This window comes from Rhizobium sp. 01N48 (assembly GCF_056399145.1).
The window spans coordinates 158,186-182,302 of record NZ_JBFTQT010000001.1 but is presented as its reverse complement, the minus strand read 5'-3'; the positions used below and the strand labels follow the sequence as shown (position 1 = coordinate 182,302).

The window sequence follows — 24,117 nt, the reverse complement described above, 5'->3', positions numbered from 1 at the left end:
ATGATCAAACCACTGCTGCTTCTCGCTCTCCTGAGCCTGTCCCTCGCCGGTCCGGCACGTGCCGCCAGCGTCAATTTCGTCACCGAAGAATACCCGCCCTTCAGCTACCGCGAAGGCGACACCCTGAAAGGCGCCTCGGTCGAGCAGGTGCAGATGCTGATGCAGAAGGCAGGCATCGATATGCATATCGAGATCATGCCCTGGACCCGCGCCTATGCCGCAGCCCAGGCGACCCCGATGACCTGCCTCTTCACCACGGCCCATAGCCCCGAGCGCGACAAGCTGTTCAAATGGGTCGAGCCGCTGCTGGTGGACGCCAACATTCTCGTGGCCACCGCTTCCTCGGGCATTCGCGAAACCGATCTGGACGATACCCGGCGCTACGTCATCGGAACGCATCGCGGCGACTACACCGAGAAACTGCTGAAGGAAAAAGGCTACGCCAAGGTCGATATCGCCAGCGACTTCCCTTCGACGCTGCGCAAGCTGATGAACGGCCGCATCGACCTCATGCCGATCTCGGAGATCTACTTCGAGAAGCTCAAGGTCGATCAACCCCTCGTGCGTGTCGCCACGCTCTCCTCCCAATCGCTGGGCATCGCCTGCGAAAAGAGCTTTCCCGAGGTTCTCAGGGCCAGGATGCAGCAGGCGCTTGACGCACTGATCGCTGACGGCGCGCAGCGCGCGATCTTCGCCAAATATGGCCTGCATCTCCAAAACTGATTTTACCCACGATAGACACGCTTGCGCTTGACTTCCGCGCCGTTTCGCGGTGGTGAACGTGCTTGAGAACTTGAAACGTCCAGGAATGAACGCGCCATGCTTGTTATCGCCGGCCTCGGCAATCCCGGCAGACAATATGCCGGCAACCGCCACAATATCGGCTTCATGGCCGTGGACGCCATCCACCGCCGCCACTCGTTTTCGCCCTGGTCGAAGAAGTTCAAGGCCGAAATCTCCGAAGGCGAGATCGCGGGCGAGAAGGTGCTGCTGATCAAGCCGCAGACCTATATGAACCTGTCCGGCGAATCCGTCGGCGAGGCGATGCGCTTCTACAAGCTGCAGCCATCCGACATCGTCGCCATCTACGATGAACTCGACCTCGCGCCCGCCAAGGCCCGCATCAAGGTCGGCGGCGGCCATGGCGGCCACAACGGCGTGAAGTCGCTCGACGCCCATTGCGGCAGGGACTACCGGCGCCTGCGCCTCGGCATCGGCCATCCCGGCAACAAGGATCTGGTGCACAACTACGTGCTCGGCGATTTCGCCAAGGTCGACCAGCAGTGGCTGGAACCGATGCTCGATGCGCTCGCCGACAATCTCGAGATGCTGGTCAAGCGCGAGGATTCGCAGCTGATGAACAAGCTGGCGCTCGCCGTCGGCGGCAAGGAAGACGAGGACAAGCCGAAGCCCGCCAATGCGAACGCAGCTGCTCAGAAACCTGCCGGCAAATCGCACATTCATCAGGCCCGCAACAACGCCCAGCCGAAAAAGCTGCCGACGACGGGACCGATGGCCGAGATGCTGAAGAAGATGTTCGGCAACAAGGAAGACTGACCATGTCCCCCTCGCCTCTCGCGATCCGCACCGCCGAAGCGGGAGACCTCACAGCGCTTCTCGCGCTCTACCGCGACATGAACCCAGGCGACCCCGCCATCGATCCGGCGGTTGCGCGGGAGCGCTTCGCGTCCATGCAGGCCTATCCCGGCATGCGCGTTCTGGTGGGCGTGGCCGACAATGCGTTGGCGGCTTCCGTGACGCTGATCACCATGCCCAACCTCACCCGCGGCGGCGCGCCCTATGCGCTGATCGAAAACGTCGCCACTGCAACGCCCCATCGCCGGCGCGGCTATGCCAGCGCGCTGATCGCGCATGCGATCGAGCTCGCGTGGCAGGCAGGTTGCTACAAGGTGATGCTGCTCACCGGCCGCACCGATGCCGGCATCCATCGCTTCTACGAAAGCTGCGGCTTCGTGCAGAACAAGACAGGCTTCCAGATCAGAAGAAGTGTCTGAACCTATTCCTCGGGCTCTGTCGTAAACATCAGCGGGAACCCCGCTTCCTTGCCGAAATCCATGGCTTCCTTGGCCTTGGTCTCGGCGATATCCTTGGCGCAGACGACGACCACGGCGGTGCCGAGTTTGTGCGCGGTCATCATCACCCGGTATCCGGCTTCCTCGCTCATTCTGAAGACGATCTTCAAGACAGCCGTCACGAATTCGCGCGGCGTGAAATCGTCATTGACGAGGATCACCTTGTAGAGCTTCGGCCGATCGAGCTTCGGCTTCGACTTCACTTTCGGTTTCAGGGCGACATCGTTGTCACTCATCGGGCAGTCCATCCGTTGATGACAGGAAAGAGGGCGAGGCTATGCTCAGCCCACATATTATATTGCACTGCAAGCACCGCTTTCAAGCCAAAGCCGCTTTGATCACGCAAGATGTGCTCGAAAAGCTTGACCCGGAGGCGGCTTTTACCCCATACGCACGGCCAAGGAATTCAAGAACAGCAGGTTTCAGCCATGGGCTTCAAATGCGGTATCGTCGGTCTGCCGAATGTCGGCAAGTCGACCCTCTTCAACGCACTCACCAAGACGGCGGCAGCGCAGGCGGCGAACTATCCCTTCTGCACGATCGAGCCGAACACCGGCGAAGTCGCCGTTCCCGATCCGCGCATGCAGAAGCTGGCGGGCATCGCCGGCTCCAAGGAAATCATCCCGACGCGCATCTCCTTCGTCGACATTGCCGGCCTCGTGCGTGGCGCGTCCAAGGGTGAAGGCCTCGGCAACAAGTTCCTCGCCAACATCCGCGAAGTCGATGCCGTGGTCCACGTGCTGCGCTGCTTCGAAGATGACGACATCACCCACGTCGAGGGTCGCATCAATCCTGTCGGCGACGCCGACACGATCGAGACCGAGCTGATGCTCGCCGACCTCGAAAGCCTGGAGCGCCGCGTCGAGCAGACCCGCAAGCGCGCCGCCTCGAAGGACAAGGAATCGCTGGCCCAGCTTCCCGTCATGGAAGCGGTCATCAAGCTCCTCAACGAAGGCAAGCCCGCCCGTCTTCTCCTGAAGACGCTGGCGCCTGAGGAAATCGAGATCCTGAAGGGCCTCAACCTCCTCACCTCGCACCCGGTCCTCTACGTCTGCAACGTCGCCGAAGGCGATGCCGTCGACGGCAACGAGCACACCAAGGCGGTTGCCGAAATGGCCGAGAAGCAGGGCGCGGAATGCGTCATCATCTCGGCTGCGATTGAAGCCGAAGTGGCGCAGCTGCCGGAAGAAGAAGCAACCGAGTTCCTCTCGGCGCTCGGCCTCACGGAAGCCGGTCTCGACCGTCTGATCCGCGCCGGCTACCACCTGCTCGACCTGATCACCTACTTCACCGTCGGCCCCAAGGAAACCCGCGCCTGGACCATCCGCCGCGGCACCAAGGCCCCGCAGGCGGCCGGCGTCATCCACACCGATTTCGAACGCGGCTTCATCCGTGCCTTCACGATCGGCTACGACGACTACATCAACTTCAAGGGTGAAGTCGGCGCCAAGGAAGCCGGCAAGGGCCGCGACGAAGGCAAGGAATACGTCGTCCAGGACGGCGACGTCATCCACTTCCGCTTCAACACCTGATTTCGAACGATACGACTGCCGCCTAAGCGGGCGGCAGTCTCTTCTGCATGCCATCAGGCAGACGGCGCACGACAGCGCGCCGAAGCGGCATCCAGCCGGTGCCGATAACAAGAACGATCACGCCCACCGCCAGCAGCGTGACGAAGATGTAGGTATCCACCTGCGCATTGCCCTGCCGGAAGATCCCGTAGAGCGCGGCCCCCAGCGATACCAGTCCCGACGTCACGAAGGCGCGTCGGTCGATGATCAGCCCCACCAGCATCAGCGCCATGACTGTGATCACCACGACAGGCGTGCGCATCGACACCGTGTCGAGCCCGCTGAGCGCCCCCGGCCCGCCGCCGGAGAGCCACAGGATGCTGTAAAGCAGCGCCGGTGCGGCGCCGAGATGCAGCCAGAAGGCAATGTCGGAATTGACGGTCCGGCGCAGCGGATCCTTGAGATCGAAGCGCATGGCGAGCGCAAACAGCCCGACCGCGCAGGCAACCGCCAGCACCGACAACACGCCGCCATGGGTAACCGCATAGAGCGGATCGCCGCTCACCCAGCCAAGCAGGCGCAGCACGAGCTGCAGCACCACGACCACCGCCCCCATGATCGCCAGCGCGAAGGCGAGCGGTATCCGGTAGAACAGATAGAAGAGCCCGAGCACGACGGGAAAGGCCAGCGTGTATTGCAGCCCCTCATTATTGTCGCCGATCCCGATGATCTGAGGCGAGCCCTGCAGCAGCATCGCCGACACCGCGCCTGTCCAGAGCGCCAGCGCAATCGTCAGCGCCACCGCAGGCAGCGCCAGCCGCTGGCGACGCACCAGGATTTCGGCAAGCACGATGATGGCGGGAAACACCGCATAGATGGAGCCGATGCCCCAGAGCCCGGCAAGCGCGACCACGATACCGATGGTGATCAGCACGTCATGGAACCCGCGCACGAAGCTCGGTGTCTCCGTGTCGGAAAACGCGGCACCACCCGCTGCTTCGTCCCGCGCGGCCGACACCGCGGCATCCGCCCTGACGCCGCGCGCCACGAGAAACGACAACAGCCGCTCGGAAGCCTGCGATGGAATGATCCCTTCTCGTTCAGCCTCGTCAAGGATCGACTTCAGTTCGGACATGCGGAATTCTCGCTGGAATCGTTGAGTGACGCCGCATGCTATTGTAATCGTGTTGAAACGCCTATGACGTGGAGACGAATTTGTCCGATCAGACACTCGCCTACGAGGACTTTCATCCCGGCCGCCGCTTTGCGCTCGGACCTGTTACGGTCTCGGCGGAGGAAATCATCGAATTCGCCAGTGAGTTCGACCCCCAGCCGATGCACACGGACGAAGCGGCCGGACGCGCGAGCATTCTCGGCGGGCTCGCGGCATCGGGCTGGCACACGTCGGCGATGCTCATGCGGATGATGATCGACAGCTATTTGCTGAACTCGCTCTCCGAGGGCGCACCCGGCATCGACATCATGGAATGGCGCCGGCCCGTCATCGCGGGCGACACGCTCTCCGGCCACTCGACCGTGCTCGAGGCGCGCGCCCTGCGCTCCCGCCCGGGTATCGGCATCGTCAAGTTCCGCCACGAACTCGAAAACCAACGCGGCGAAACGGTCTGCGTATCGGAAAATCCTATCATGTTCCGCATGGTCACCGCGACCGAAGCGCAAACGGGAGCAAGCGCATGAGAATGCTGGATCGCTATACGCTCGGCGAAAAGACCGAGACGGGAAGCTATGCCTTCACCGAGGAAAACATCACCCGCTTCGCCACGCGCTATGATCCGCAGCGCTTCCATGTGGACAAGCAAGCTGCGCGCGAAAGCCTGTTCGGCGACCTCTGCGCCTCCGGCTGGCACACATGCGCCGGCTGGATGACGACGTTCGTCGCCTACTGGATCGCCGAGAGCAGGAAGATCGCCCGCGAGGGCCATACGCCGCCCAAGCTCGGCCCGGCCGCAGGTTTCAAGGACCTGCAGTGGATCCGCCCGGTCTTCGCCGGCGAAACCGTCGATTACGCCGTCACCCTGCTGTCGAGCCGCCCGATGGCCTCACGCCCGGGCCGTATCCTCAACACCATCCTCTGCGAAGGCTATGTCGCGGGCGACCCGGTTGTCAGGTTCGAAAGCAGCGTGCTCGAATTCGAGTAAAGCGTCGGCTGCGTAACCGGCCTCAGTGGCCCGAAAACTCGACCAGCGTGCGCACGTCGACGCCAAGCGCTTCCAGCTTCGCACGTCCACCGAGATCCGGCAGGTCGATCACGAAGCAAGCCGACACGACCTCGGCGCCCATCTGGCGCAGAAGCTGGGTCGCGCCGACAGCCGTGCCGCCCGTCGCGATCAGATCGTCGACAAGGATCACCTTCTCGCCCGGCTTCACCGCATCGATATGCATTTCCATCTCGTCGACGCCGTATTCCAGGCTGTAGGCGATGCGCACGGTATCATGCGGCAGCTTGCCCTTCTTGCGGATCGGCACGAAGCCGGCTGAAAGCTGATGCGCCACGGCGCCGCCAAGAATGAAGCCCCGCGCCTCCATGCCGGCGATCTTGTCGATCTTCATCCCCGCATAAGGCTGCACCAGCTCATCCACCGCCCGCCTGAACGCACGGGCGTCGCCGAGCAGCGTGGTGATATCGCGGAAGATGATGCCGGGCTTTGGGTAATCCCGGATGGAGCGGATGGCGGCTGCAAGCTCCGAGGTCGTATCAGTCATTGGGTGTCCAGTTTGAAGGCATGAAATCGGCTGCACCCTATCAATTGCGCCAGCAGGAACCAACAAAAAAGGCGCCCCGAAGAGCGCCTTTCCGATCAAGCCTTTGATACCGTCAGTGATCCTTGCGGGCGTAGACCGACCGCTTGGTGAGGTAGATCAGCACGGTGAAGATCAAAAGGAAGATCATCACCATGAAGCCGGTATGCTTGCGCTCGACCAGATGCGGCTCTGCGGCCCACATCAGGAACGAGGCAACGTCCTTGGCGTACTGGTCAACCGTGCCTGATGTGCCATCGTCGTAGGTCACCTGGCCATCCGACAGCGGCGGCGGCATGGCGAGGACGGAGGCGGCGTGGAAGTACGGGTTGTAGTGCTGGCCCTGCGACACGGTCGTGCCTTCAGGCGGGTTCTCGTAGCCGGTCAGCAGCGAGTAGATGTAATCCGGCCCGCCTTCCTGGTACTGCGTGAAGATATCGAAGATGAAGCGCGGGAAGCCGCGCTCGACTTCGCGGGCCTTCGCGATCAGCGAGAAGTCCGGCGGCGCCGCACCGTTGTTGGAGGCTGCCGCCGCTTCGGCGTTGGCAAACGGCGACGGGAAGTAGTCCGACGGCACGGCCTTGCGGCTATACATGTCGCCGGCGGCGTTCGGGCCGTCTTGCACTTCGTAGTTGGCGGCAAACGCCTTGACCTGCGCGTCCGAGTAGCCGAGATCGCCCAGCATGCGGAACGGCACGAGTTTCATCGAGTGGCAGGCGGCGCAGACTTCGGTGTAGACTTTCAGGCCGCGCTGTAGCTGGCCCTTGTCGTAGTGGCCGAAGGGACCGGCGAAGGTCCAGTCGACTTCCCTTGGCTCCTTCAGCGGATAGTGCGGGGTCGCCGCCTCGTGATGTTCGGCGGGCTTTGCCTCCTGCGCGACAGCCGCGCTCCCGAGACAGCCGACGACTGCGAGTGACAGGATGCTTGCAACAAGCTTTTTCATGGTGTGTGTTCCCTCTCGCCGCCCGCTCATGCCTTGGCCGCTTCCGCAGCGACCGACTTGTTGCGCTTCTCCAGCACCGCCTCGGTGATCGAGTTCGGCACCCGGCGTGGCGTCTCGACGAGACCCAGGACCGGCATGACAACAAGGAAGAAGGCGAAGTAGAGCAGCGTGCAAATCTGCGAGATCGTGGTGTAGAGGCCTTCCGCCGGCTGCGAACCGAGCCAGCCGAGGATGATCGCGTTGATCACGAACAGCCAGTAGGCCATCTTGTACCACGGGCGATAGACCGCGGAGCGAACCTTGGAGGTGTCGAGCCACGGCAGGAAGAACAGGACGATGATGGCGCCGAACATGACGAGAACGCCAGCCAGCTTGGAATCGATCGGCCCGATGTTGAAGGTGATCGAGCGCAGCATCGCGTAGAACGGCAGAAAGTACCATTCCGGAACGATATGCGCCGGCGTCTTTAACGGGTCGGCCGGAATGTAGTTGTCGGCGTGGCCGAGGAAGTTCGGCAGGTAGAAGACGAAGTAGGCGTAAACCAGCAGGAATACCGAAACGCCGAGCGCATCCTTGAGCGTCGCGTAGGGCGTGAACCGCACCGTGTCCGTCTTGGTCTTGACCTCGACGCCGGTCGGGTTGGTCTGGCCGGTGACGTGCAGCGCCCAGATGTGCAGGACGACGACGCCGGCAATGACGAACGGCAGCAGGTAGTGCAGCGAGAAGAAGCGGTTCAGCGTCGGATTGTCGACCGCAAAGCCGCCGAGCAGGAACTGCTGCACCCATTCGCCGACCAGCGGGAATGCCGAGAAGAAGCCGGTAATAACCGTGGCGCCCCAGAAGGACATCTGGCCCCAGGGCAGCACGTAGCCCATGAAGCCGGTCGCCATCATCAGGAGATAGATGAGAACCCCGAGGATCCAGAGGATTTCGCGCGGCGCCTTGTACGAGCCGTAATAGAGGCCGCGGGCGATGTGCAGATAGACCGCGACGAAGAAGAACGACGCGCCGTTGGCGTGCATGTAGCGCAGCAGCCAACCGTGGTTGACGTCACGCATGATCTTTTCGACGGAATTGAAGGCAACGGATGTTTCCGCCGCATAATGCATGGCGAGCACGATGCCGGTCAGCATCTGCACGATCAGCATCACCGACAGCATGGCGCCGAAGGTGTAGGCGTAGTTCAGGTTGCGCGGAACCGGATAGGCGACGAAGCTGTCATAGACGAGACGAGGCAGCGGCAGGCGTGCATCGATCCACTTCTCAAGGCCGGTTGATGGCTCGTAGCTGGAATGGCCACTCATAAATCAGTCCCCCTCAACCGATTTTGATAACTTTGTCGGAAACGAACGAATAGGTCGGAATCGCGAGATTCTGCGGTGCCGGGCCTTTCCGTATGCGGCCGGCCGTATCGTAGACCGAGCCATGACAGGGACAGAACCACCCGTTGTATTCGCCGGCCTGGCCGAGCGGAACGCAGCCAAGATGGGTGCAGGACCCGATCATGACGATCCAGTTTTCCTTGTCCTTGCCGGCCGAACGGTCGACACCCGTCGCCTGCGCATCGGCGGCGAGGTTGGCGTTGCGCGCGATCGGATCCTTGAGCTCCGCCATGGGAACGTCATCTGCAGCCTTCACTTCCTCAGGTGTACGGTTGCGGATGAAGATCGGCTTGCCGCGCCACTTGGCGGTCAGCGACATGCCGGGCTCGAGGCTCGACACGTCGACTTCGATGGAAGCCAGAGCCAGCGTCGAAGCGTCGGGACGCATCTGGTCGATAAACGGCCATGCGACAGAGACGGCGCCGACGGCGCCTGCCATACCCGTGGTTAAATAAAGGAAATCACGGCGTGTGGGCTCGCTAGAGACCCCGCCTGTCGTTTCGTGTTCGCTCAAGGCTTAACATCCTCTGCCCAAATTTCACGGAATTTTCCGTGCCATCCCTCCAAGGCGACGAATCTGTCATACAGATATTCGAACTTAGATTCCCCACCCACTAAGGCGCGTTCTATTATCGATCATCAATTATGTCCAGCCTCGGCAGGGCAAGTGGGCACAATGTCGCGCCCCTTGAGAGTTGATTCTTTAGGACAATCGCGCGGCTGCAACAGTGTTGCGTTGCAACATATCCGGCTGCGTGTTACGTCGCACAACTATTACTCGCTCACGCCCGGTGCCATCCTATGAGACACACTTTATTCTGCGTGGGCAGTGTTCTCGTCTCGCTGCTGCTTGCCGCCGTTTCTTTGCGTTATCTCACGCACACTTGGTTGCTCGCCTTCGTCTACAGCTTCCAGGTCCATTTCGCACTCGCAGCACTCGCCGCAAGCCTCGTCCTGATCCTCATCAGGCGCCATTGGTATGCCTATCTGCTGGTCACCGTTTCGGTGCTGCTTGCCGGCCACGGCGTGCTGATGCTGAAAGAGTTCGAGGCCGCGCCACCCACGACTGCGTCGCGCCCGCTCCTTCGCCTGATGTCCTTCAACATCGAAAACGACAATTTCGAAAACAGCCGCCGTATCGCTGAAGACGTGATCGCCTCCGGCGCCGATGTCGTCAACATCCTCGAAGCCGCGCCGCTTGTGTCGGAGCTCCCGCTGCTGTCAGCGACCTATCCTTATCGCATCGGCTGCGGCGTCGGCACGCCGGGATGCGATACGCTGGTGCTCTCCAAACGGCCTTTCATCGGCCAGGCGATCAAAACCCTCGGCGATCTGTGGCCCAACCGTCTCGTCCAGGTGACGATCGATGTCGACGGAACGCCTGTTCACCTTGCCTCCGTCCACCTCGCAAAGCCCTATTTCGACGATTTCCAGGTCGACGAACTCTGGGATCTGCGTGGGATCGTCAAGAGAACGGATGGACCGCTCATCGTGGCCGGCGATTTCAACTCGGCCATCATCGATCCGCATATCCAGGATTTCGTCCGCGCCACCGGCCTCAACACCGTTTTCCCCGAGCCAGCGACATGGCCGACCCGAGCCGGCAAGCTCGGCATCGCCATCGACCACGTACTCACCCGCCCGCCGCTGCGGCTGGTCTCGGTGAAACAGATCGAGGACAATGCCGGCTCCAACCACTATGGGCTGATGGCCGAGATCGCCATCGATCGCTGATAGCGGCCGCCTGATCGCCTAGACCTCTTCCAGATCCGCCGCCAGGAAGCCGCCCGATTGCCGCGCCCACAGCTCCGCATAGAGCCCGCCATCGCGCAGCAGCGCCTCGTGCGTGCCCTCCTGGATGATGCGGCCCTTATCGACCACGATCAGCCTGTCGAGCGCTGCGATCGTCGACAGCCGGTGCGCAATCGCCAGAACCGTCTTGCCGTCCATGATCCGGTTGAGGTTCGTCTGGATCGCCTCTTCAACTTCTGAATCCAGCGCCGACGTCGCCTCGTCGAGAACCAGGATCGGCGCGTCCTTGAGCATCACCCGAGCGATCGCGATCCGCTGCCGCTGGCCGCCGGAGAGCTTGACGCCGCGTTCGCCGACATGCGCGTCGAACCCCTTGCGCCCCTGCTGATCCTCCAGCCGCTGGATGAAGCCCATCGCCTCCGCGCGCCGCGCCGCCTCGATCAATCCGGCCTCGTCGGCATCCGGGCGGCCGAAGAGGATGTTGTCGCGCACCGAGCGGTGCAGCAGCGACGTATCCTGGCTGACGACGCCGATCTGCATCCTGAGCGACTCTTGCCTGACGCCGGCGATATCCTGTCCATCGATCAGGATGCGCCCGCCTTCGAGATCATAGAGCCGCAGCAGAAGGTTCACGAGCGTCGATTTGCCGGCACCGGAGCGCCCGACAATGCCGACCTTCTCGCCGGGAGCGATCGTCAACGAGAAATGGTCAATCACGCCGCTGCCCTTGCCGTAGTGGAAGGACACGTCGTCGAAACGGATGCCGGGCTCGGCGATGACGAGATCCGGCGCATCCGGCTTGTCGACGAGACCGAGCGGCTTGGAGATCAGCTCCGCCGAGTTCTGGATCGTACCGAGATTGCGCATGATGCCGTTGAACTGCGTCATCAGGCGTCCGAGCAGGAAGTTCAGCCTGAGCACCAGCGCCAGCGAAAACGCGACGGCGCCCGAGCTGATCAGCCCCTGCAGCCACAAATGCACGCTGAGGCCGGCCATTGTGACGATCATGATGCCCGAAAGCAGCGCCATGGAGGCGCGCACGCCAGTGATGAAGCGGGTGAAGAGCAGCACGGTCGCCTGGAACGTATCGAATCCCTGCCGCATGTAGCGATCGGTCTCTTCGTCGCGGGCAAAGAGCTTCAGCGTCTGGATGTTGCTATAGGCATCCACCATACGGCCGTTGAGCATCGAGGCGGATTCCGCCGTATCGCGCGAATGCCGGCGGATGCGCGGCACGAAGTAGCGCGCGAGAACCCCGAAGGCCACCAGCCAGCACAGCACCACCACCGCCAACGACAGATCGAGACGCGCGACGAGCACCAGCGTCGTCGCTGCGTAGATACCGACGAACCAGACGCTCTCCATCAACGATGTCACCAGATCGCCCGTCGCCTGCCCCGCCGACCACACCTTGGTGACGATCCGCCCGGAGAAATCGCTCTGGAAGAACGACAGCGATTGCCGCGATACATGCAGGTAGGATTGCCAGCGCGCCAGATTGTAGAATCCCGGCGTGATCACCTGCTGATCGACCAGCGCGATTATGAGCTGCACGATGAAGCGCACGAGGCCGATGAGGAAGAGCATGCCGAACAGCTCGAAGCCATGCGCTGCAAGCAGGCCATGCCAGCCGACGTCAGGCTTGATGCTGGCGAGAATATCGACCACGCGCCCGACGAACCAGAACAGCGCCGCCTCGATGGCGGCCGACATGCCGCCGAGAACCAGCATGGCGATGAAAGGGAGTTTGGCCTGGCCGATGTAGAACCAGATAAAGCCCGTCGTCGACCGCGGCGGCTGAATATTGTCGCGCGGTTGGAAGGGATCAATCCAGGTTTCAAAGGCACGAAAGAGTCGATTTAGGAGCATATTTGCGATATAGGCTTATCCGCCGGATGGGGAAAGCAATCCGTTCGCCGGACCAGCCTAATATTTTCGTAATGATTGGTAACATCGACGGCATCGTCGTTGAATGAGACATGTCCTGCCACAATGTGGGAATAGCATGAGATTTCACGGGAGACGGCCACAATGCAAAAGAGGACACTCGTGTCGAGCATACCGTTGCCTTTGGCGGAAAGACTCGATGCGGTTATAGAGCAGCTCGGCGTACCGCACGACCAGGTCGTGGCGGAAGCAGTTGCCGCTTGGATCGATAGTGAAGAGCAGCGTCGGTTGATGGCGTTGCGTACCCTCGCCTTTGCCAGCAGCATGGCGGTCGAAGGCCATCGCGTCATCGACTGGGCGGATAGCCTGAGTGCCGACAGGCACTGAACAGACACATCCAAGCGACTGATTACAAGATAAAAACGCCCTCCCGATATCCCAGGGAGGGCGTTTTCAATTGTGCTTTATATCCAGTGGTCAGCCGTAGGCGCGGGCAACACGGGCACCGAGCGCGCGGGCCGGCGATTGGACGGGCTGGTCGCTCGCCTCCGAAGCGACACGCATCGCGGCAGCCTGGCTTTCGCTCAGCCTGAACTGCGAGAGAAGCTCGATCAGCGCTGCCGCTTCGCGCGCCAGGCTGTGAGTAGCGGCCGTCGTCTGCTCGACCATCGCCGCATTCTTCTGGATGCCCTGATCCATGTGGTTGACGGCGACATTGATCTCGCTGAGGCCGGTCGACTGTTCGCGTGAGCTGCCGACGATGGCCGACACATTGCCGTTGATCGCCTGAACCTCCGACACGATCACGGCAAGCTGCCGGCCGGTCTCGCCGACAAGCTCCACGCCCTGGCGCACCTGATCGCCCGATTTGGTAATGAGCGCCTTGATCTCCTTGGCGGCATTGGCCGAGCGCTGGGCGAGCTCGCGCACTTCCTGCGCAACAACCGCGAAGCCCTTGCCGGCGTCACCGGCGCGTGCTGCCTCGACACCGGCATTCAGCGCGAGCAGGTTGGTCTGGAAGGCGATATCGTCGATGACGCCGATGATGTTGGAGATCGCGTTGGAAGAGCTTTCGATGGCCTCCATCGCCGCAACCGCCTGCTCGACGATCACGCCGGAGCGCTCGGCGCCGCTGCGGGTCGTCTCGACCAGTTCGCCCGCCTGCCCGGCGCGCTGAGCCGTATCGCGGACCGCCGTCGTTACCTGCTCGAGCGACGACGCCGTCTCCTCGACCGAAGCAGCCTGCTGCTCGGTGCGCTTCGACAGATCGTCGGACGCTGCACGGATCTCGTTGGCGCCGGCGTCGATCTTGCGGGCATTTTCGCCCACCACCCGCAACACGCGCTCCAGACCGTGAACCGATTCGTTGAAGTTGGTGCGCAGCTGGTCGAGCTGACCGGCAAAGCTCTGCTCGATACGGAAAGTCAGGTCGCCGTCGGACAGGCTCTTCAGGCCGCGGGCCAGATTGTCGACGGCAAACGACACTTCGGCCGCCTCGCGCGCCTTCTGTTCCTCGCGCGCAATCCGCTCGCTTTCGCTCATCGAGCGATTGGCTTCCGTCTCCCGCTCAAGGCGTTCGCGCTCCAGCGCGTTGTCGCGGAATACGGCAACGGCAGCGGCCATCTCGCCGATCTCGTCGTGTCGGCCGGCATAGGGAATGGCCGCCTGGTTGTCGCCGGCTGCCAGCGCATTCATCGACTGCGTGATCACCCCGATCGGCCGCGTGACGCGAACGAGGCTGAGCACGGCAGCGCCGATTGCGAGAAGCACGGCGATCGCAACACCTGCTATCGTCGCAATCGTCACCAGCTGCGTCGCGTCGGCCGCGGCCTTCTTGTCGTTGCCGGCCGCGGCGCGATTGTCTGAGATCATGCCCAGCAGGATTTCACCGGCGCTGTTGCCCATTGGCGTCATCTTTTCGATGACGGCCTTGGCATCGCTGGTTCTTGCACTGGCGAGCAGGCTGAAGAACTGGTCTCCAAGCTTGTCGTAGTCAGCGATAATGCCCTTGAGCTGCTCGAACCGCGGCCGAGGACCGGCCGACTGCGCGTCTTCAAACGTCTTGATCGCATTTTCGCGGGCCGCAGTGGCGGTCTTGATCTGAGCCAGAAGCGTCTTCTGCTCTTCATCGCTGACGGCAGCGAGCACCGCGAGATAGAGGCGACGGACATCGGACACGCGACGCTCCATCTCCGCGATCATCAGCGACTTGTCCATCCGCAGACTGATGCTTTCGGCCTGGCTGTTGAGCTGCCACACCGACCGCATGCCGGCAGCGCCCTGGGCGATCAGGATGATGACGATGAAGGCAAAGAGAACGGGCAGAAGAATCTTGATCTTGAGAGAGCTCATGGCTGGCACCTGAAAATTTCAAACAATGCTAAATTGATGAAACCCTTGTGCCAGTCTCCGCTAAACAAAAACTTACCACCGGCGCGTGCTTTTATGTCGCAATCAATGACACACCACACGCCCGCCGTGCTATTTTTGACATTCGTCAAATTCCCCCGCTCCACATGCATGGCGGAGCGGGGAGGCTCGCGTTATTCTGCCGCAGCTTCTTTCTGGACGCCATCCTCATCCGAGTGATCGGCAAGGAAGCCGCCCGACTGGCGGTTCCAGAGATCGGCATAGACGCCGCCCTCACCCACCAGTTCGACATGCGAGCCGGCCTCGATGATCTTGCCCTTGTCGAGCACGACCAGCCGGTCCATCTCCGTCAGCGTCGACAGACGGTGGGCGATGGCGATGACCGTCTTGCCCTCCATCAGCGCGAACAGGTTCTCCTGGATCGCGGCCTCGACCTCGGAATCGAGCGCCGAGGTCGCCTCGTCGAGAACCAGGATCGGCGCGTCCTTGAGGAAGACGCGGGCGATCGCGATACGCTGGCGCTGACCGCCCGACAGCTTCACGCCGCGCTCGCCAACCTGCGCATCGAGCGCCTTGCGCCCCTGCATGTCGACAAGGCCCTCGACGAAGTCCCAGGCGTTGGCACGCTTGGCCGCCTCGATGATCTCCGCGTCGGTCGCATCCGGACGGCCATAGGCGATGTTGTCGCGGATCGAGCGGTGCAGCAGCGACGTATCCTGCGTAACGACGCCGATCAGCTCGCGCAGGCTTTCCTGCGAGACATGCGAGATGTCCTGACCATCGATCGTGATACGGCCGCCTTCGAGGTCGTAGAAGCGCAGCAAGAGGTTCATCAGCGTCGTCTTGCCGGCGCCGGAGCGGCCGACCAGACCAACCTTCTCGCCCGCCTTGATGTCGAGCGACAGGTTTTCGATGATGCCCTTGCCCTTGCCGTAGTGGAAGCCGATCCGGTCGTAATGGATCGCGCCCTTCTTGGCCGTCAGCGACGAAGCGCCAGGCTTGTCGGTGATGTCGTGCTCTTTCGTCATCATCTCCATGCCGTCATAGACCGTGCCGATATTCTCGAACAGAGCCGAGACTTCCCACATGATCCACTGCGACATGCCGTTGACGCGCATGGCAAGACCAATGGCAATCGCGATCGCGCCGACCGAGATGCCGCCGTTCAGCCAGAACCAGATCGACAGGCCCGAGATCACGAACAGCGCCACGCAGTTGTTGATATAAACCGATGCGTGGAACATCGTGACCTTGCGCATCTGCTGATGCACGGTCTGCAGGAAGCCGTCCATGCCCTCCTTGGCATAGGTCTCCTCGCGGCCCGCATGCGAAAACAGCTTCACCGTCGCGATGTTGGTGTAGCTGTCGACGACGCGGCCGGTCATCAGCGAACGCGCATCGGCCTGCATCGCCGCGATCTTGCGAAGCCGCGGCACGAAATAGGCGACGATGGCGATATAGACGCCAAGCCATGCCAGAATCGGGATCATCAGCCGCCAGTCGGCCGCCGCGATGACGACGATCATCGAGATGAAATAGCTGACGACATAGACGAAGACGTCGAGGATCTTCATCACCGTCTCGCGCACGGCAAGCGACGTCTGCATCACCTTGGTGGCCACGCGTCCGGCGAACTCGTTGGCGAAGAAGGTCATGCTGTGACGCATCAGGAAACGGTGCATCTGCCAGCGGGCGATCATCGGATAGTTGCCGATCAGCACCTGGTGCATGATGACGGAATCCGCCACCGCCGCCAGAGGCAGGCCGATCAGGATCAGCGCGCCCATCCAGTAGAGCTTGTAGCCCTCGGTCTCAAGGAAGGTCTTCGGATCGGCATGCGTCAGCCAGTCGACGATATTGCCGAGGAACTGGAACAGCGCGACTTCGCCGACCGCGATCAGCGCCGTCAGCACGGCCATGGCCGCAAGCCAGGGGGCCGCGGGCTTCGTATAGTGCCAGCAGAAGGCAAACAGCCCCTTGGGAGGAACGCCGGGCTCCTCGGTGGGGAAAGGATTGAGACGCTGTTCAAACCAGCCAAACATGAAAATGCTCCGAACTTCAGCGTTCCTGCACTCGCCGGCACAGACGCGCAACGGCTTATATGGGCAGTGGACGTTCAAGGGACGAGGCCAACATGGCCGCGCAATGGATTACGAAAGGGAAATCAGAAAGAAAAGGACGCTTTAAGAGCGTCGGGTCGCCATGATCCGCAGATTGGCGGACGGGAGGCTGACATACGGCAATGCATTCATCTTGGCGCTCCCTTGTTGGCGATTGAAGATATGCACCGATAACGCGAAATTGACGGGTTTTCCAGCCCAAACTTGCCGAAAGCCAAAGATTCGCGCCCAAAAAGCAGGCTGTTGCACCAAAACCGCACTTGCACTAGGTCAGGCCGGACAGAAGCGATCAAACGGGGCGATCATGGCGGACCTCAGAATAGCACTCTATCAGCCCGATATTCCTGGCAACACCGGCACCATCCTGCGGCTCGCCGCCTGCCTCGGCTTTGCCGTCGATATCATCGAGCCCGCCGGTTTCGACATCTCGGATCGCAATCTCAAGCGCGCCGGCATGGATTACATCGCCGCCGCCGCCCTCACCCGCCATGTCAATTTCGAGCAGTTCGAGAACTGGCGCAAGACAACCGGCCGCCGCCTCGTGCTCGCCTCCACCAAGGCATCCGGCCGCTACACCGATTTTCACTTCCACGCCGACGATATCCTGCTCTTCGGCCGCGAAAGCGCCGGCGTGCCCGATCATGTGCACGACACCGCCGATGCCCGCATCCTGGTGCCCATGGTCGAAGGCCAGCGCTCGATCAATGTCGCGGTTTCGGCGGCGATGATCACGGGCGAAGCCATGCGTCAGACCGTCTGGTCCTGACCCTGCCACGGAAATGCCGGTTCAGCGGCGCATAATGTCGCGAACGGCGTTGTGAAATCGCCGATCAGGCGTATAATTTTTAGCCGGGCAAACAAAAAATCGGATGATATGCCGATATTTCAATGATTTGCCGCAACCAGAGAGTCGCAAAAAGCGCCACTGAAGGCGCCAAGAGATAGAAAAAGACAAGCTCGCATGGAATCCACAATCGTCATGATCAACCTGTTCGGCGCCGTAGCCCTGCTGCTGTTCGGCCTGTCGCAGGTGAAGGATGGCGTATCGCGCGCTTTCGGCGCGCGTCTGCGGACCGGGCTTGCCTCCGGCACCAAGAGCGGCCTGCGCTCCTTCGTCTCCGGTTTCGTTGCGACCATTGCGCTGCAGAGTTCCACCGCGACCGCCCTGATGGTCGCCTCCTTCGTCGAGCGTGAGCTGGTCAAGCCGCGCATGGCGCAGATCGTGCTCCTGGGCGCCAATGTCGGCACCGCCGTGACCGCCTGGATCGTCGCGACCGGCATCGAGTGGCTGTCGCCGCTCGTCATCCTCGCCGGCATCGTGCTCTATCGCGGCGGCTCGACGTCGCGCCAGGGCGGCGGTCAGGCACTGATCGGCATCGGCCTCATGCTGCTGTCGCTGCACCTCTTGAGCAGCGCCACCGAGCCGATGCGCCAGTCGCCAGCTCTCTCGGCCTTCATCGGCCTGCTCGACAATGCCTGGCCGGTGGCGCTCGCCTTTTCGGCCTGCATCGCCTTCATCTCCTCTTCCAGCCTCGCCGCCGTCGTCCTCATCCTGTCGCTCGCCTCGACGGGCATCCTGTCGGCCGGTCTTGTGATCGTGCTGGTGCTCGGCGCCAATCTCGGCGGCGCCATCCCGCCCGTCATCGCCTCGCTTTCCGGCCCGGCCTCGGTCAAGCGCGTCACGCTCGGCAACCTGATCGTCCGCGCCATCGGCTGCCTGATCGCGCTGCCGCTCGCCGGCTTCGGCGCCGATCTCCTGGAGACCCTCCCGCTGTCGCCAGCCAAGCTCCCGGTCGATGCCCATCTCGGCTTCAACCTCCTGCTTGCGGCCCTCGCCTGGCCCTTCTCGCGGCTGCTATCGCGCCTGATGCTGAAGCTCGTCCCCGAGGACGAGCAGCCGGATAACGCGCCGCGCTATCTCGATCCGCAGGAACTCTCGACGCCGGTCGTGGCGCTCGCCAGCGCCACCCGCGAAGTGCTTGGTGTTGGCGACCTCATCGAGCGCATGCTGCAACGCGCAGCCGATGCCTTCGAGCGCAACAACATGTCGAAGCTGACAGAGATCGCCGCCCTCGAGAAGCGCGTCGACAGCCTGCAGCAGGAAGTGAAGATCTACCTCTCCAAGCTCGGCCGCGGCGGCCTCAGCGAAGAGGATGGACGCCGCTCGATCGTCATCATCGACTACGCCATCAATCTCGAGCATATCGGCGACATCATCGAAAAGGGCCTGCTGCCGCAGGTCGCCAAGAAGGTCTCGCTCGGCCTGAAATTCTCCGAGGACGGCTATGAGGAACTCAGCAAGCTCTTCCACCTGACGCTCGAGAACCTCCGCATCGCCCAGACGATCTTCGTAACCCGCGATTTCAATCTCGCCCGTCAGCTGATGGAAGTGAAGGTGGAAGTGCGCCGCATGGAGAAGCGATCCTCCGAGCGCCATCTGGAACGCCTGCGCGACGGCCGCGCCGACAGCCTGCAGACGAGCTCGCTGCATCTCGACATGTTGCGCGACCTGAAGCGCATCAACGCCCATATCGTGTCGGTCGCACATCCGATCCTGGATGAAAGCGGCCTCCTGATCGAAAGCCGCCTGCGCGACGCCGCCGAATAAGCCTCAATCGGCCGATGGCAGACGCCGCATGGTGAACTCGATCTGGTCGCCGTCGAGCTGCCGCCAACTCTCGACTTCGGTCCAGTAGGCGGCCTTGGGGTATTCGTCGAACCACTCGCGGGCCTTGGCGCGCGCATCGAGCAGCGCCAGGCAATAGGTCTGCCGCACGAACCGATCGTTCTTGCGCGGCGTACCCTCGGCCCGGTGCTTGGCAATCCTTCGTTTCAAGCCGTCAAATGACGGCGGTCCTGGGATCTTCGTCATACAACCTACCTCTAATGGAAAGGTAGTATCGACGTCTGAATATTGCGAGTCGAATCTGAAGCCTGCTCACCAACGCCGTTGGGCTGTTGGCGCTATGCCAAACGACCTGCTATCAGGGGCGATTGAAGTGGGCATGACTCGAATTTTGCCCGCGCGCGTACCGGAGACGACGACTATGGAACGACCCGAACTTCCGATCGGCCTGCCCGCGGATATCGAGGACAAGAAGGAGATGGCCCGCACCTGGTTCGAGGGCCTGCGCGATCAGATCTGCGCCTCTTTCGAAGCGATCGAGGATGAGCTCGCAGGACCGCTTTCCGATCGTGAGCCCGGCCGCTTCGTCGCCAAAGACTGGAAGCGCGAGAACGGCGCCGGTGGCGGCGGCCGCATGTCGATGATGGAAGGCCGCGTCTTCGAAAAGGTCGGCGTCCACACCTCCACCGTCTATGGCGAGTTCAGCGCCGACCTGCGCGCCCAGATGCCCGGCGCCAAGGACGATCCGCGCTTCTGGGCTTCCGGCATCTCGCTGATCGCCCACCCGGTGAACCCCAATGTCCCCGCCGTGCACATGAACACCCGCATGGTGGTCACATCGAGCCGCTGGTTCGGCGGCGGCGCCGATCTGACGCCGGTGCTCGACCGCCGCCGCACCCAGGAAGACGACGACACCAGACTGTTCCACAAGGCGATGGAGATCGCCTGCCGCAGCCACGCCGGCGTTGCCGATTACGACGCCTACAAGACGTGGTGCGACGAATACTTTTTTCTCAAGCACCGCAACGAGGCGCGCGGTACCGGCGGCATCTTCTATGACTGGCTGCATTCGAGCGAGGAAGCCGGCGGCTGGAGCGCCGATTTCGCCTTCACCCGCGATGTCGGCCGCGCCTTCGCCATGGTTTATCCACGGATTGTTCGCTCCAACTTCAATAAACAGTGGACAGAACAAGATCGTGAAGAACAATTGATTCGCCGTGGGCGATATGTCGAGTTCAATCTGCTATATGACCGGGGAACGATCTTCGGCTTGAAAACGGGTGGGAATGTCGAGTCCATTCTCTCATCGCTACCCCCCGCCGTTCGCTGGCCGTAACTGGGAGGAAAGATCGGTAAACTGCGTGTGAGAGGCTTTTAATAAGCGGACCGGATACCCATTTCATGCATGTACGCGTTCAACAATCGGAGGAGGATTGTCATGACGATACAGAGTGGAACACCGGCGACGGCAGGTGCTCAACAGCCACCCCGCCCAATCGACACACCTGAGCTGCTCAACAGGCTGGCCGAAGCGCTGAAGGCCAAGAGCGGTTCCGATCTGCCCCTTTCCTGCTTTGTGGAACAGGTCAAGCTTCAACTCGCCGGCGGCCTGTCCGCCGAAGAGCTGTCGCGCCGCACCAAGGGCCAGAACAACAGCGCCCACACGGATTGCTACCGCGCTTGGGCAATGCCCGAATAATCGGGCTCACGGTCCGGGGAATGGACACATTCATGATCGCTTGAAACATGCGATCCCTACGGCCGGTGCGACAACCGGCCGGAACCTTCCCGTCCCTGGAGCATTCCCACAAAACGCATAAGCGTCATTGAGAACTCAAGTCAGGAGGAGACGATGAGACTTTTCGAATGTGGAACGCTGGTCCCCGGATGCAGCTGGCACACACGCGCAAGCGACGACGCCGAAGTCGTACGCCGCGCCGTCGACCATATGAAATCCGCGCATGGCGAAACCATCATCCGCGAAAACATGGTCGACAACATCAAGGCCCGCATCCGCAACGAAGCGAACGCGGCCTGATCATCGGACGCGATCGCCTTATTTCACGCGATCTGAAAGCCGGGCGAGCAACGTCGCCCGGTCGGAGGCAAAGTTTTCCTCCACCCACTGATGTTCCAGCGCAGCCAGCGTCTCCCCGACCTGCCGGCCTGATGGAATGCCCGCCGCCATCACATCCCCGCCATTCACAGGAAAGCTCGGCTTTACCCATGCATTCGCATGATCGAGCAGCTTGTTCAGCCGCGCCGATCGCGCCATTTCCGCCATGTCTCCCTCGGCCTTCCCCCGCGCCACCGCGAGCGCCAGCTTCAGCCGCGTGATGATACCCTCGGCACCGTTGCGATAAAGCAGCCGATCAAAGGCCGCCATCGACATCTCGTCGTTAACAGGCGCTGCATTCGCCCAGGCCTTGAAAACCGCCGCTTCCGCATTGGCTAGCTTCAGCCGCGCCGCCATCGCCTCCAGCCGCTTGGCGTCGGGCGGCACGATAGAAGCCAACCTCAGCAGCGGATCCGGCGCCCAGCCGAGCGCCTTTTCGGTCGCGATCAGCGCCGGGATCGCGTCGATGCCCCACTTTTCCGTCTCCGGCAGAATTTCCGTCAGCGCGCCGACGGTGCGCATCCACAACAGCGCGCGGCCCGGATCTTGCGCCGACAACAGCTTGCGCATCTCCGACCACACCCGTTCGGCCGAAAGCGTCGAAAGCTTGGAGCGGGCCGCCGCCGACGCCCGCAACCCGTCCGCATCCGGCCGCCCCGAACCGTAATAGGCAAAGAAGCGGAAGAAGCGCAGGATTCGCAGGTAGTCTTCCTTGATCCTGGTCGCCGCATCGCCGATGAAGCGGATGTTGCGCTTCTCTATGTCGACAAGCCCGCCGACGAGATCAACCACCTCGCCGCTCTCGCCCACATAGAGCGCGTTGATCGTGAGGTCGCGCCGCTCGGCATCCGTCTGCCAGTCCGTGCTGAACGCCACCGTCGCCCGCCGCCCGTCGGTCTCGACATCGGCGCGCAGCGTCGTCACCTCGAACGGCTTGCGGTCGATGACGAGTGTCACCGTCCCATGCTCTACGCCCGTCGGCACAGCCTTGACCCCGGCCTGCTTGGCGCGCTCGATCACCACATCGGGCGTCAGCGTCGTCGCCACGTCGATATCGCTGACTGCGAGCCCCATCAGGCTGTTGCGCACAGCGCCACCCACCACGCGCCCCTCGCCGCCATCGGCATTCAGCAGCGAGAAAACGCGCTTCAGCGCCGGGTCGTTGAACCATGCTTCGTGAGCAAGGTTGGTCATGCGTAAAGCCTTTCGTAAAGCGTGCGGACAATGCCCGCGGTGATGCCCCAGATCATTCTGGTTTCATAGGGCATGCGATAGAAATGTCGGTCGAGCCCGTCGATCATCCGCTTGTCGCGAATGTGATTGCCGGGCGCCATCAGGAAGGAGAGCGGCACCTCGAAGACGTCGTCGACCTCATCGGGATTGAGCTTGAGATCAAAGCCGGGCTGCACCACCGCCAAAACAGGCGTGATACGAAACCCCGTCGAGGCCAGATAAACAGGCAGCCGCGCCACCGTCTCGACGAACGAGCCCTTCAGCCCGATCTCCTCGTCGGCCTCGCGCACAGCGGCCTGCTCCGGCGTCTCGTCCGCCCCATCGATCTTGCCGCCGGGAAAGGCGATCTGGCCGGAATGCTTGCGCAGTGTCGAGGTGCGCAGTGTGAAGATCACCCGCGCCTCGTCGCCGTCGTCGATGACGGGCACCAGCACGGCGGCGTCCCGGAGTTTGAAGGTCTCCACCTGGGCGATGATCTCGGGATTGAGGATATGATCGCCATGCTCACGCCACGACAGATCGACCGGCCCGCCCATCTGGTGCATCGCCCGGCGCCTGAATTCGGCTGCGGAATAAAGCGCGCCGTCTCTGGTCTGAACCTCTATCATCGCGACAGCGCATCCAGTTCGGCCGCCGGCATCACGGGAAAGGTCTCGCCGCCGGAGCGCAGGCAGAACATCGCGACACCATCGACATCAACAGTCTCGCCAAGTTCCACGAGTTGGTACATCACAGCCCGCGACACCAGCGCTTCCAATCGCCCCCGCACATGCAGATATGGCTTCAACTCATTGTTATCGCCGTGGATGACAAACCTTATCGGATGCGCCTTGCCAGCCTCGATGACATCGCCGACATTGGTGCGAAAGGTCAGCACCGCCTGCCCGTCCCTGACGGAGGCGTTCATCTCGACAGCGAGGAACGGCGCATCGACGATCCGGATACCGACTTTTTCCACAGGAGTTACGAGGTATGTCTTGCCATCCTCATCCTTGCGCAGAACCGTGGAAAACAGCCGCACCAGCGGCGCCCGGCCGATCGGCGTCCCCATGTAGAACCACGTCCCGTCGGCGCGGATCTCCATGTCGATATCGCCACAAAACGGCGGATTCCATTTCTCGACGGGCGGAAGACCGCGTTTCGCATCGCCACCATCGCCCGCGGCGCGCGAAATCAGCGCGGCCAGATCCGCGGCATCGGTCGCTGCCTTGATCTCTTCGGTTGCCATTGTTCCGTCTCTGTTTGCACTTAACGCAGGAATGTCACGAGATAGTCATTCGAAACGAACTTGTCAGCCCGCAACATCTTCATAACTCTATCGGGT

General features: G+C 62.0%; 26 protein-coding genes. 13 read left to right on the top strand and 13 right to left on the bottom strand.

The window, feature by feature from the left end:
• Positions 1-3 precede the first annotated feature (3 nt).
• The 3 genes from AC1DOG_RS00935 to AC1DOG_RS00925 all read left to right on the top strand — a co-directional run bounded on the left by AC1DOG_RS00935 (position 4) and on the right by AC1DOG_RS00925 (position 2,015).
• The gene (locus AC1DOG_RS00935; protein WP_477926876.1) at positions 4-723 is read left to right on the top strand and encodes a substrate-binding periplasmic protein; all 720 of its coding nucleotides are present in this window, start codon (positions 4-6) and stop codon (positions 721-723) included.
• A gap of 96 nt (positions 724-819) precedes the next feature.
• The gene (gene pth / locus AC1DOG_RS00930) at positions 820-1,557 is read left to right on the top strand and encodes an aminoacyl-tRNA hydrolase (RefSeq protein ID WP_477926482.1); all 738 of its coding nucleotides are present in this window, start codon (positions 820-822) and stop codon (positions 1,555-1,557) included.
• A gap of 2 nt (positions 1,558-1,559) precedes the next feature.
• A complete protein-coding gene (locus AC1DOG_RS00925; RefSeq protein WP_477926481.1) occupies positions 1,560-2,015 on the top strand; it encodes a GNAT family N-acetyltransferase in 456 nt (151 codons plus the stop codon).
• A 2-nt stretch (positions 2,016-2,017) separates the two neighbouring features.
• Here the strand turns inward: AC1DOG_RS00925 and clpS are convergent, their stop codons facing one another.
• On the bottom strand, positions 2,018-2,329 hold the full coding sequence (clpS, locus tag AC1DOG_RS00920; protein WP_018897383.1) for an ATP-dependent Clp protease adapter ClpS: 312 nt from the start codon (positions 2,327-2,329) through the stop codon (positions 2,018-2,020).
• 192 nt (positions 2,330-2,521) lie between these two features.
• On the opposite strand from clpS, the gene ychF reads away from it, so the two are divergent.
• Positions 2,522-3,625: a redox-regulated ATPase YchF gene (gene ychF / locus AC1DOG_RS00915; RefSeq protein WP_037184348.1), complete on the top strand. Its 1,104-nt coding sequence runs from the start codon at positions 2,522-2,524 to the stop codon at positions 3,623-3,625.
• Between the two features lie 22 nt (positions 3,626-3,647).
• Here the strand turns inward: ychF and AC1DOG_RS00910 are convergent, their stop codons facing one another.
• Positions 3,648-4,739 (bottom strand): hypothetical protein, encoded by a 1,092-nt coding sequence (locus AC1DOG_RS00910; protein ID WP_477926480.1) that lies wholly within the window; start codon positions 4,737-4,739, stop codon positions 3,648-3,650.
• A gap of 80 nt (positions 4,740-4,819) precedes the next feature.
• Here AC1DOG_RS00910 and AC1DOG_RS00905 point away from each other — a divergent pair, with 80 nt between their 5' ends.
• Both AC1DOG_RS00905 and AC1DOG_RS00900 read left to right on the top strand, forming a co-directional pair.
• The gene (locus tag AC1DOG_RS00905; protein ID WP_477926479.1) at positions 4,820-5,302 is read left to right on the top strand and encodes a MaoC family dehydratase; all 483 of its coding nucleotides are present in this window, start codon (positions 4,820-4,822) and stop codon (positions 5,300-5,302) included.
• Positions 5,299-5,763, top strand: coding sequence for a MaoC/PaaZ C-terminal domain-containing protein (locus AC1DOG_RS00900; protein ID WP_477926478.1), 465 nt, complete (start codon positions 5,299-5,301; stop codon positions 5,761-5,763). Before AC1DOG_RS00905 ends, AC1DOG_RS00900 begins: the two co-directional genes overlap by 4 nt.
• A 22-nt stretch (positions 5,764-5,785) precedes the next feature.
• Here the strand turns inward: AC1DOG_RS00900 and AC1DOG_RS00895 are convergent, their stop codons facing one another.
• The 4 genes from AC1DOG_RS00895 to petA all read right to left on the bottom strand — a co-directional run bounded on the left by AC1DOG_RS00895 (position 5,786) and on the right by petA (position 9,203).
• Positions 5,786-6,328: an adenine phosphoribosyltransferase gene (locus AC1DOG_RS00895; RefSeq protein ID WP_209191181.1), complete on the bottom strand. Its 543-nt coding sequence runs from the start codon at positions 6,326-6,328 to the stop codon at positions 5,786-5,788.
• Between the two features lie 112 nt (positions 6,329-6,440).
• Positions 6,441-7,307, bottom strand: coding sequence for a cytochrome c1 (locus tag AC1DOG_RS00890; RefSeq protein WP_477926477.1), 867 nt, complete (start codon positions 7,305-7,307; stop codon positions 6,441-6,443).
• Positions 7,308-7,333: 26 nt separating this feature from the next.
• Positions 7,334-8,611 carry a cytochrome b gene (locus AC1DOG_RS00885; protein WP_047506107.1) on the bottom strand — a complete coding sequence of 426 codons (1,278 nt, stop codon included), beginning with the start codon at positions 8,609-8,611 and terminating at the stop codon, positions 7,334-7,336.
• 13 nt (positions 8,612-8,624) lie between these two features.
• Positions 8,625-9,203, bottom strand: a complete 579-nt coding sequence (gene petA / locus AC1DOG_RS00880; RefSeq protein WP_026282791.1) for a ubiquinol-cytochrome c reductase iron-sulfur subunit — start codon at positions 9,201-9,203, stop codon at positions 8,625-8,627.
• 287 nt (positions 9,204-9,490) lie between these two features.
• Between petA and AC1DOG_RS00875 the strand changes: the two genes are divergently transcribed.
• Entirely contained in the window at positions 9,491-10,423 is a 933-nt protein-coding gene (locus AC1DOG_RS00875) for an endonuclease/exonuclease/phosphatase family protein (protein WP_477926476.1), read from the top strand.
• 18 nt (positions 10,424-10,441) lie between these two features.
• Here the strand turns inward: AC1DOG_RS00875 and AC1DOG_RS00870 are convergent, their stop codons facing one another.
• Positions 10,442-12,310, bottom strand: coding sequence for an ABC transporter ATP-binding protein (locus AC1DOG_RS00870; RefSeq protein ID WP_477926475.1), 1,869 nt, complete (start codon positions 12,308-12,310; stop codon positions 10,442-10,444).
• A gap of 162 nt (positions 12,311-12,472) precedes the next feature.
• On the opposite strand from AC1DOG_RS00870, the gene AC1DOG_RS00865 reads away from it, so the two are divergent.
• Positions 12,473-12,715 carry a hypothetical protein gene (locus AC1DOG_RS00865; protein ID WP_209191186.1) on the top strand — a complete coding sequence of 81 codons (243 nt, stop codon included), beginning with the start codon at positions 12,473-12,475 and terminating at the stop codon, positions 12,713-12,715.
• 90 nt (positions 12,716-12,805) lie between these two features.
• Here the strand turns inward: AC1DOG_RS00865 and AC1DOG_RS00860 are convergent, their stop codons facing one another.
• Both AC1DOG_RS00860 and AC1DOG_RS00855 read right to left on the bottom strand, forming a co-directional pair.
• Positions 12,806-14,680 (bottom strand): HAMP domain-containing methyl-accepting chemotaxis protein, encoded by a 1,875-nt coding sequence (locus AC1DOG_RS00860; protein ID WP_477926474.1) that lies wholly within the window; start codon positions 14,678-14,680, stop codon positions 12,806-12,808.
• A 191-nt stretch (positions 14,681-14,871) separates the two neighbouring features.
• The gene (locus AC1DOG_RS00855; RefSeq protein WP_477926473.1) at positions 14,872-16,740 is read right to left on the bottom strand and encodes an ABC transporter ATP-binding protein; all 1,869 of its coding nucleotides are present in this window, start codon (positions 16,738-16,740) and stop codon (positions 14,872-14,874) included.
• A gap of 382 nt (positions 16,741-17,122) precedes the next feature.
• On the opposite strand from AC1DOG_RS00855, the gene AC1DOG_RS00850 reads away from it, so the two are divergent.
• Entirely contained in the window at positions 17,123-17,584 is a 462-nt protein-coding gene (locus tag AC1DOG_RS00850; RefSeq protein WP_477926472.1) for a tRNA (cytidine(34)-2'-O)-methyltransferase, read from the top strand.
• Between the two features lie 195 nt (positions 17,585-17,779).
• Positions 17,780-19,426 carry a Na/Pi cotransporter family protein gene (locus tag AC1DOG_RS00845; protein ID WP_477926471.1) on the top strand — a complete coding sequence of 549 codons (1,647 nt, stop codon included), beginning with the start codon at positions 17,780-17,782 and terminating at the stop codon, positions 19,424-19,426.
• 3 nt (positions 19,427-19,429) lie between these two features.
• Here AC1DOG_RS00845 and AC1DOG_RS00840 read toward each other — a convergent pair whose 3' ends face one another.
• Entirely contained in the window at positions 19,430-19,690 is a 261-nt protein-coding gene (locus AC1DOG_RS00840) for a hypothetical protein (protein WP_018897365.1), read from the bottom strand.
• Positions 19,691-19,865: 175 nt separating this feature from the next.
• Here AC1DOG_RS00840 and hemF point away from each other — a divergent pair, with 175 nt between their 5' ends.
• The 3 genes from hemF to AC1DOG_RS00825 all read left to right on the top strand — a co-directional run bounded on the left by hemF (position 19,866) and on the right by AC1DOG_RS00825 (position 21,482).
• Positions 19,866-20,780, top strand: a complete 915-nt coding sequence (gene hemF, locus AC1DOG_RS00835; protein WP_477926470.1) for an oxygen-dependent coproporphyrinogen oxidase — start codon at positions 19,866-19,868, stop codon at positions 20,778-20,780.
• A 102-nt stretch (positions 20,781-20,882) separates the two neighbouring features.
• Complete coding sequence (locus tag AC1DOG_RS00830; RefSeq protein WP_047506127.1) at positions 20,883-21,143, top strand: hypothetical protein; 261 nt, start codon at positions 20,883-20,885, stop codon at positions 21,141-21,143.
• Between the two features lie 153 nt (positions 21,144-21,296).
• On the top strand, positions 21,297-21,482 hold the full coding sequence (locus AC1DOG_RS00825; RefSeq protein WP_018897362.1) for a DUF1059 domain-containing protein: 186 nt from the start codon (positions 21,297-21,299) through the stop codon (positions 21,480-21,482).
• 18 nt (positions 21,483-21,500) lie between these two features.
• On the opposite strand, the gene AC1DOG_RS00820 is transcribed toward AC1DOG_RS00825, so the two are convergent.
• From AC1DOG_RS00820 to AC1DOG_RS00810, 3 genes are read right to left on the bottom strand one after another with little or no spacing between them, the layout of a single operon-like run.
• On the bottom strand, positions 21,501-22,754 hold the full coding sequence (locus AC1DOG_RS00820) for a CCA tRNA nucleotidyltransferase (RefSeq protein WP_477926469.1): 1,254 nt from the start codon (positions 22,752-22,754) through the stop codon (positions 21,501-21,503).
• Complete coding sequence (locus tag AC1DOG_RS00815) at positions 22,751-23,401, bottom strand: CoA pyrophosphatase (protein WP_477926468.1); 651 nt, start codon at positions 23,399-23,401, stop codon at positions 22,751-22,753. Before AC1DOG_RS00815 ends, AC1DOG_RS00820 begins: the two co-directional genes overlap by 4 nt.
• Entirely contained in the window at positions 23,398-24,021 is a 624-nt protein-coding gene (locus tag AC1DOG_RS00810) for a DUF1285 domain-containing protein (protein ID WP_018897359.1), read from the bottom strand. The genes AC1DOG_RS00815 and AC1DOG_RS00810 overlap by 4 nt, the downstream gene beginning before the upstream one ends.
• Between the last annotated feature and the right edge of the window lie 96 nt (positions 24,022-24,117).

Excerpts from the sequence above, each read along its gene's own strand:
- AC1DOG_RS00875 (WP_477926476.1), top strand. The coding sequence starts at position 9,491 with ATGAGACACACTTTATTCTGCGTGGGCAGTGTTCTCGTCTCGCTGCTG.
- AC1DOG_RS00910 (WP_477926480.1), bottom strand. The coding sequence starts at position 4,739 with ATGTCCGAACTGAAGTCGATCCTTGACGAGGCTGAACGAGAAGGGATC.
- AC1DOG_RS00810 (WP_018897359.1), bottom strand. The coding sequence starts at position 24,021 with ATGGCAACCGAAGAGATCAAGGCAGCGACCGATGCCGCGGATCTGGCC.
- AC1DOG_RS00850 (WP_477926472.1), top strand. The coding sequence starts at position 17,123 with ATGGCGGACCTCAGAATAGCACTCTATCAGCCCGATATTCCTGGCAAC.
- clpS (WP_018897383.1), bottom strand. The coding sequence starts at position 2,329 with ATGAGTGACAACGATGTCGCCCTGAAACCGAAAGTGAAGTCGAAGCCG.
- AC1DOG_RS00925 (WP_477926481.1), top strand. The coding sequence starts at position 1,560 with ATGTCCCCCTCGCCTCTCGCGATCCGCACCGCCGAAGCGGGAGACCTC.
- AC1DOG_RS00820 (WP_477926469.1), bottom strand. The coding sequence starts at position 22,754 with ATGACCAACCTTGCTCACGAAGCATGGTTCAACGACCCGGCGCTGAAG.
- AC1DOG_RS00840 (WP_018897365.1), bottom strand. The coding sequence starts at position 19,690 with ATGACGAAGATCCCAGGACCGCCGTCATTTGACGGCTTGAAACGAAGG.
- AC1DOG_RS00885 (WP_047506107.1), bottom strand. The coding sequence starts at position 8,611 with ATGAGTGGCCATTCCAGCTACGAGCCATCAACCGGCCTTGAGAAGTGG.
- hemF (WP_477926470.1), top strand. The coding sequence starts at position 19,866 with ATGGAACGACCCGAACTTCCGATCGGCCTGCCCGCGGATATCGAGGAC.
- AC1DOG_RS00845 (WP_477926471.1), top strand. The coding sequence starts at position 17,780 with ATGGAATCCACAATCGTCATGATCAACCTGTTCGGCGCCGTAGCCCTG.
- pth (WP_477926482.1), top strand. The coding sequence starts at position 820 with ATGCTTGTTATCGCCGGCCTCGGCAATCCCGGCAGACAATATGCCGGC.
- AC1DOG_RS00895 (WP_209191181.1), bottom strand. The coding sequence starts at position 6,328 with ATGACTGATACGACCTCGGAGCTTGCAGCCGCCATCCGCTCCATCCGG.
- AC1DOG_RS00870 (WP_477926475.1), bottom strand. The coding sequence starts at position 12,310 with ATGCTCCTAAATCGACTCTTTCGTGCCTTTGAAACCTGGATTGATCCC.
- AC1DOG_RS00865 (WP_209191186.1), top strand. The coding sequence starts at position 12,473 with ATGCAAAAGAGGACACTCGTGTCGAGCATACCGTTGCCTTTGGCGGAA.
- AC1DOG_RS00890 (WP_477926477.1), bottom strand. The coding sequence starts at position 7,307 with ATGAAAAAGCTTGTTGCAAGCATCCTGTCACTCGCAGTCGTCGGCTGT.
- ychF (WP_037184348.1), top strand. The coding sequence starts at position 2,522 with ATGGGCTTCAAATGCGGTATCGTCGGTCTGCCGAATGTCGGCAAGTCG.
- AC1DOG_RS00815 (WP_477926468.1), bottom strand. The coding sequence starts at position 23,401 with ATGATAGAGGTTCAGACCAGAGACGGCGCGCTTTATTCCGCAGCCGAA.
- AC1DOG_RS00900 (WP_477926478.1), top strand. The coding sequence starts at position 5,299 with ATGAGAATGCTGGATCGCTATACGCTCGGCGAAAAGACCGAGACGGGA.
- AC1DOG_RS00855 (WP_477926473.1), bottom strand. The coding sequence starts at position 16,740 with ATGTTTGGCTGGTTTGAACAGCGTCTCAATCCTTTCCCCACCGAGGAG.
- AC1DOG_RS00825 (WP_018897362.1), top strand. The coding sequence starts at position 21,297 with ATGAGACTTTTCGAATGTGGAACGCTGGTCCCCGGATGCAGCTGGCAC.
- AC1DOG_RS00830 (WP_047506127.1), top strand. The coding sequence starts at position 20,883 with ATGACGATACAGAGTGGAACACCGGCGACGGCAGGTGCTCAACAGCCA.
- AC1DOG_RS00860 (WP_477926474.1), bottom strand. The coding sequence starts at position 14,680 with ATGAGCTCTCTCAAGATCAAGATTCTTCTGCCCGTTCTCTTTGCCTTC.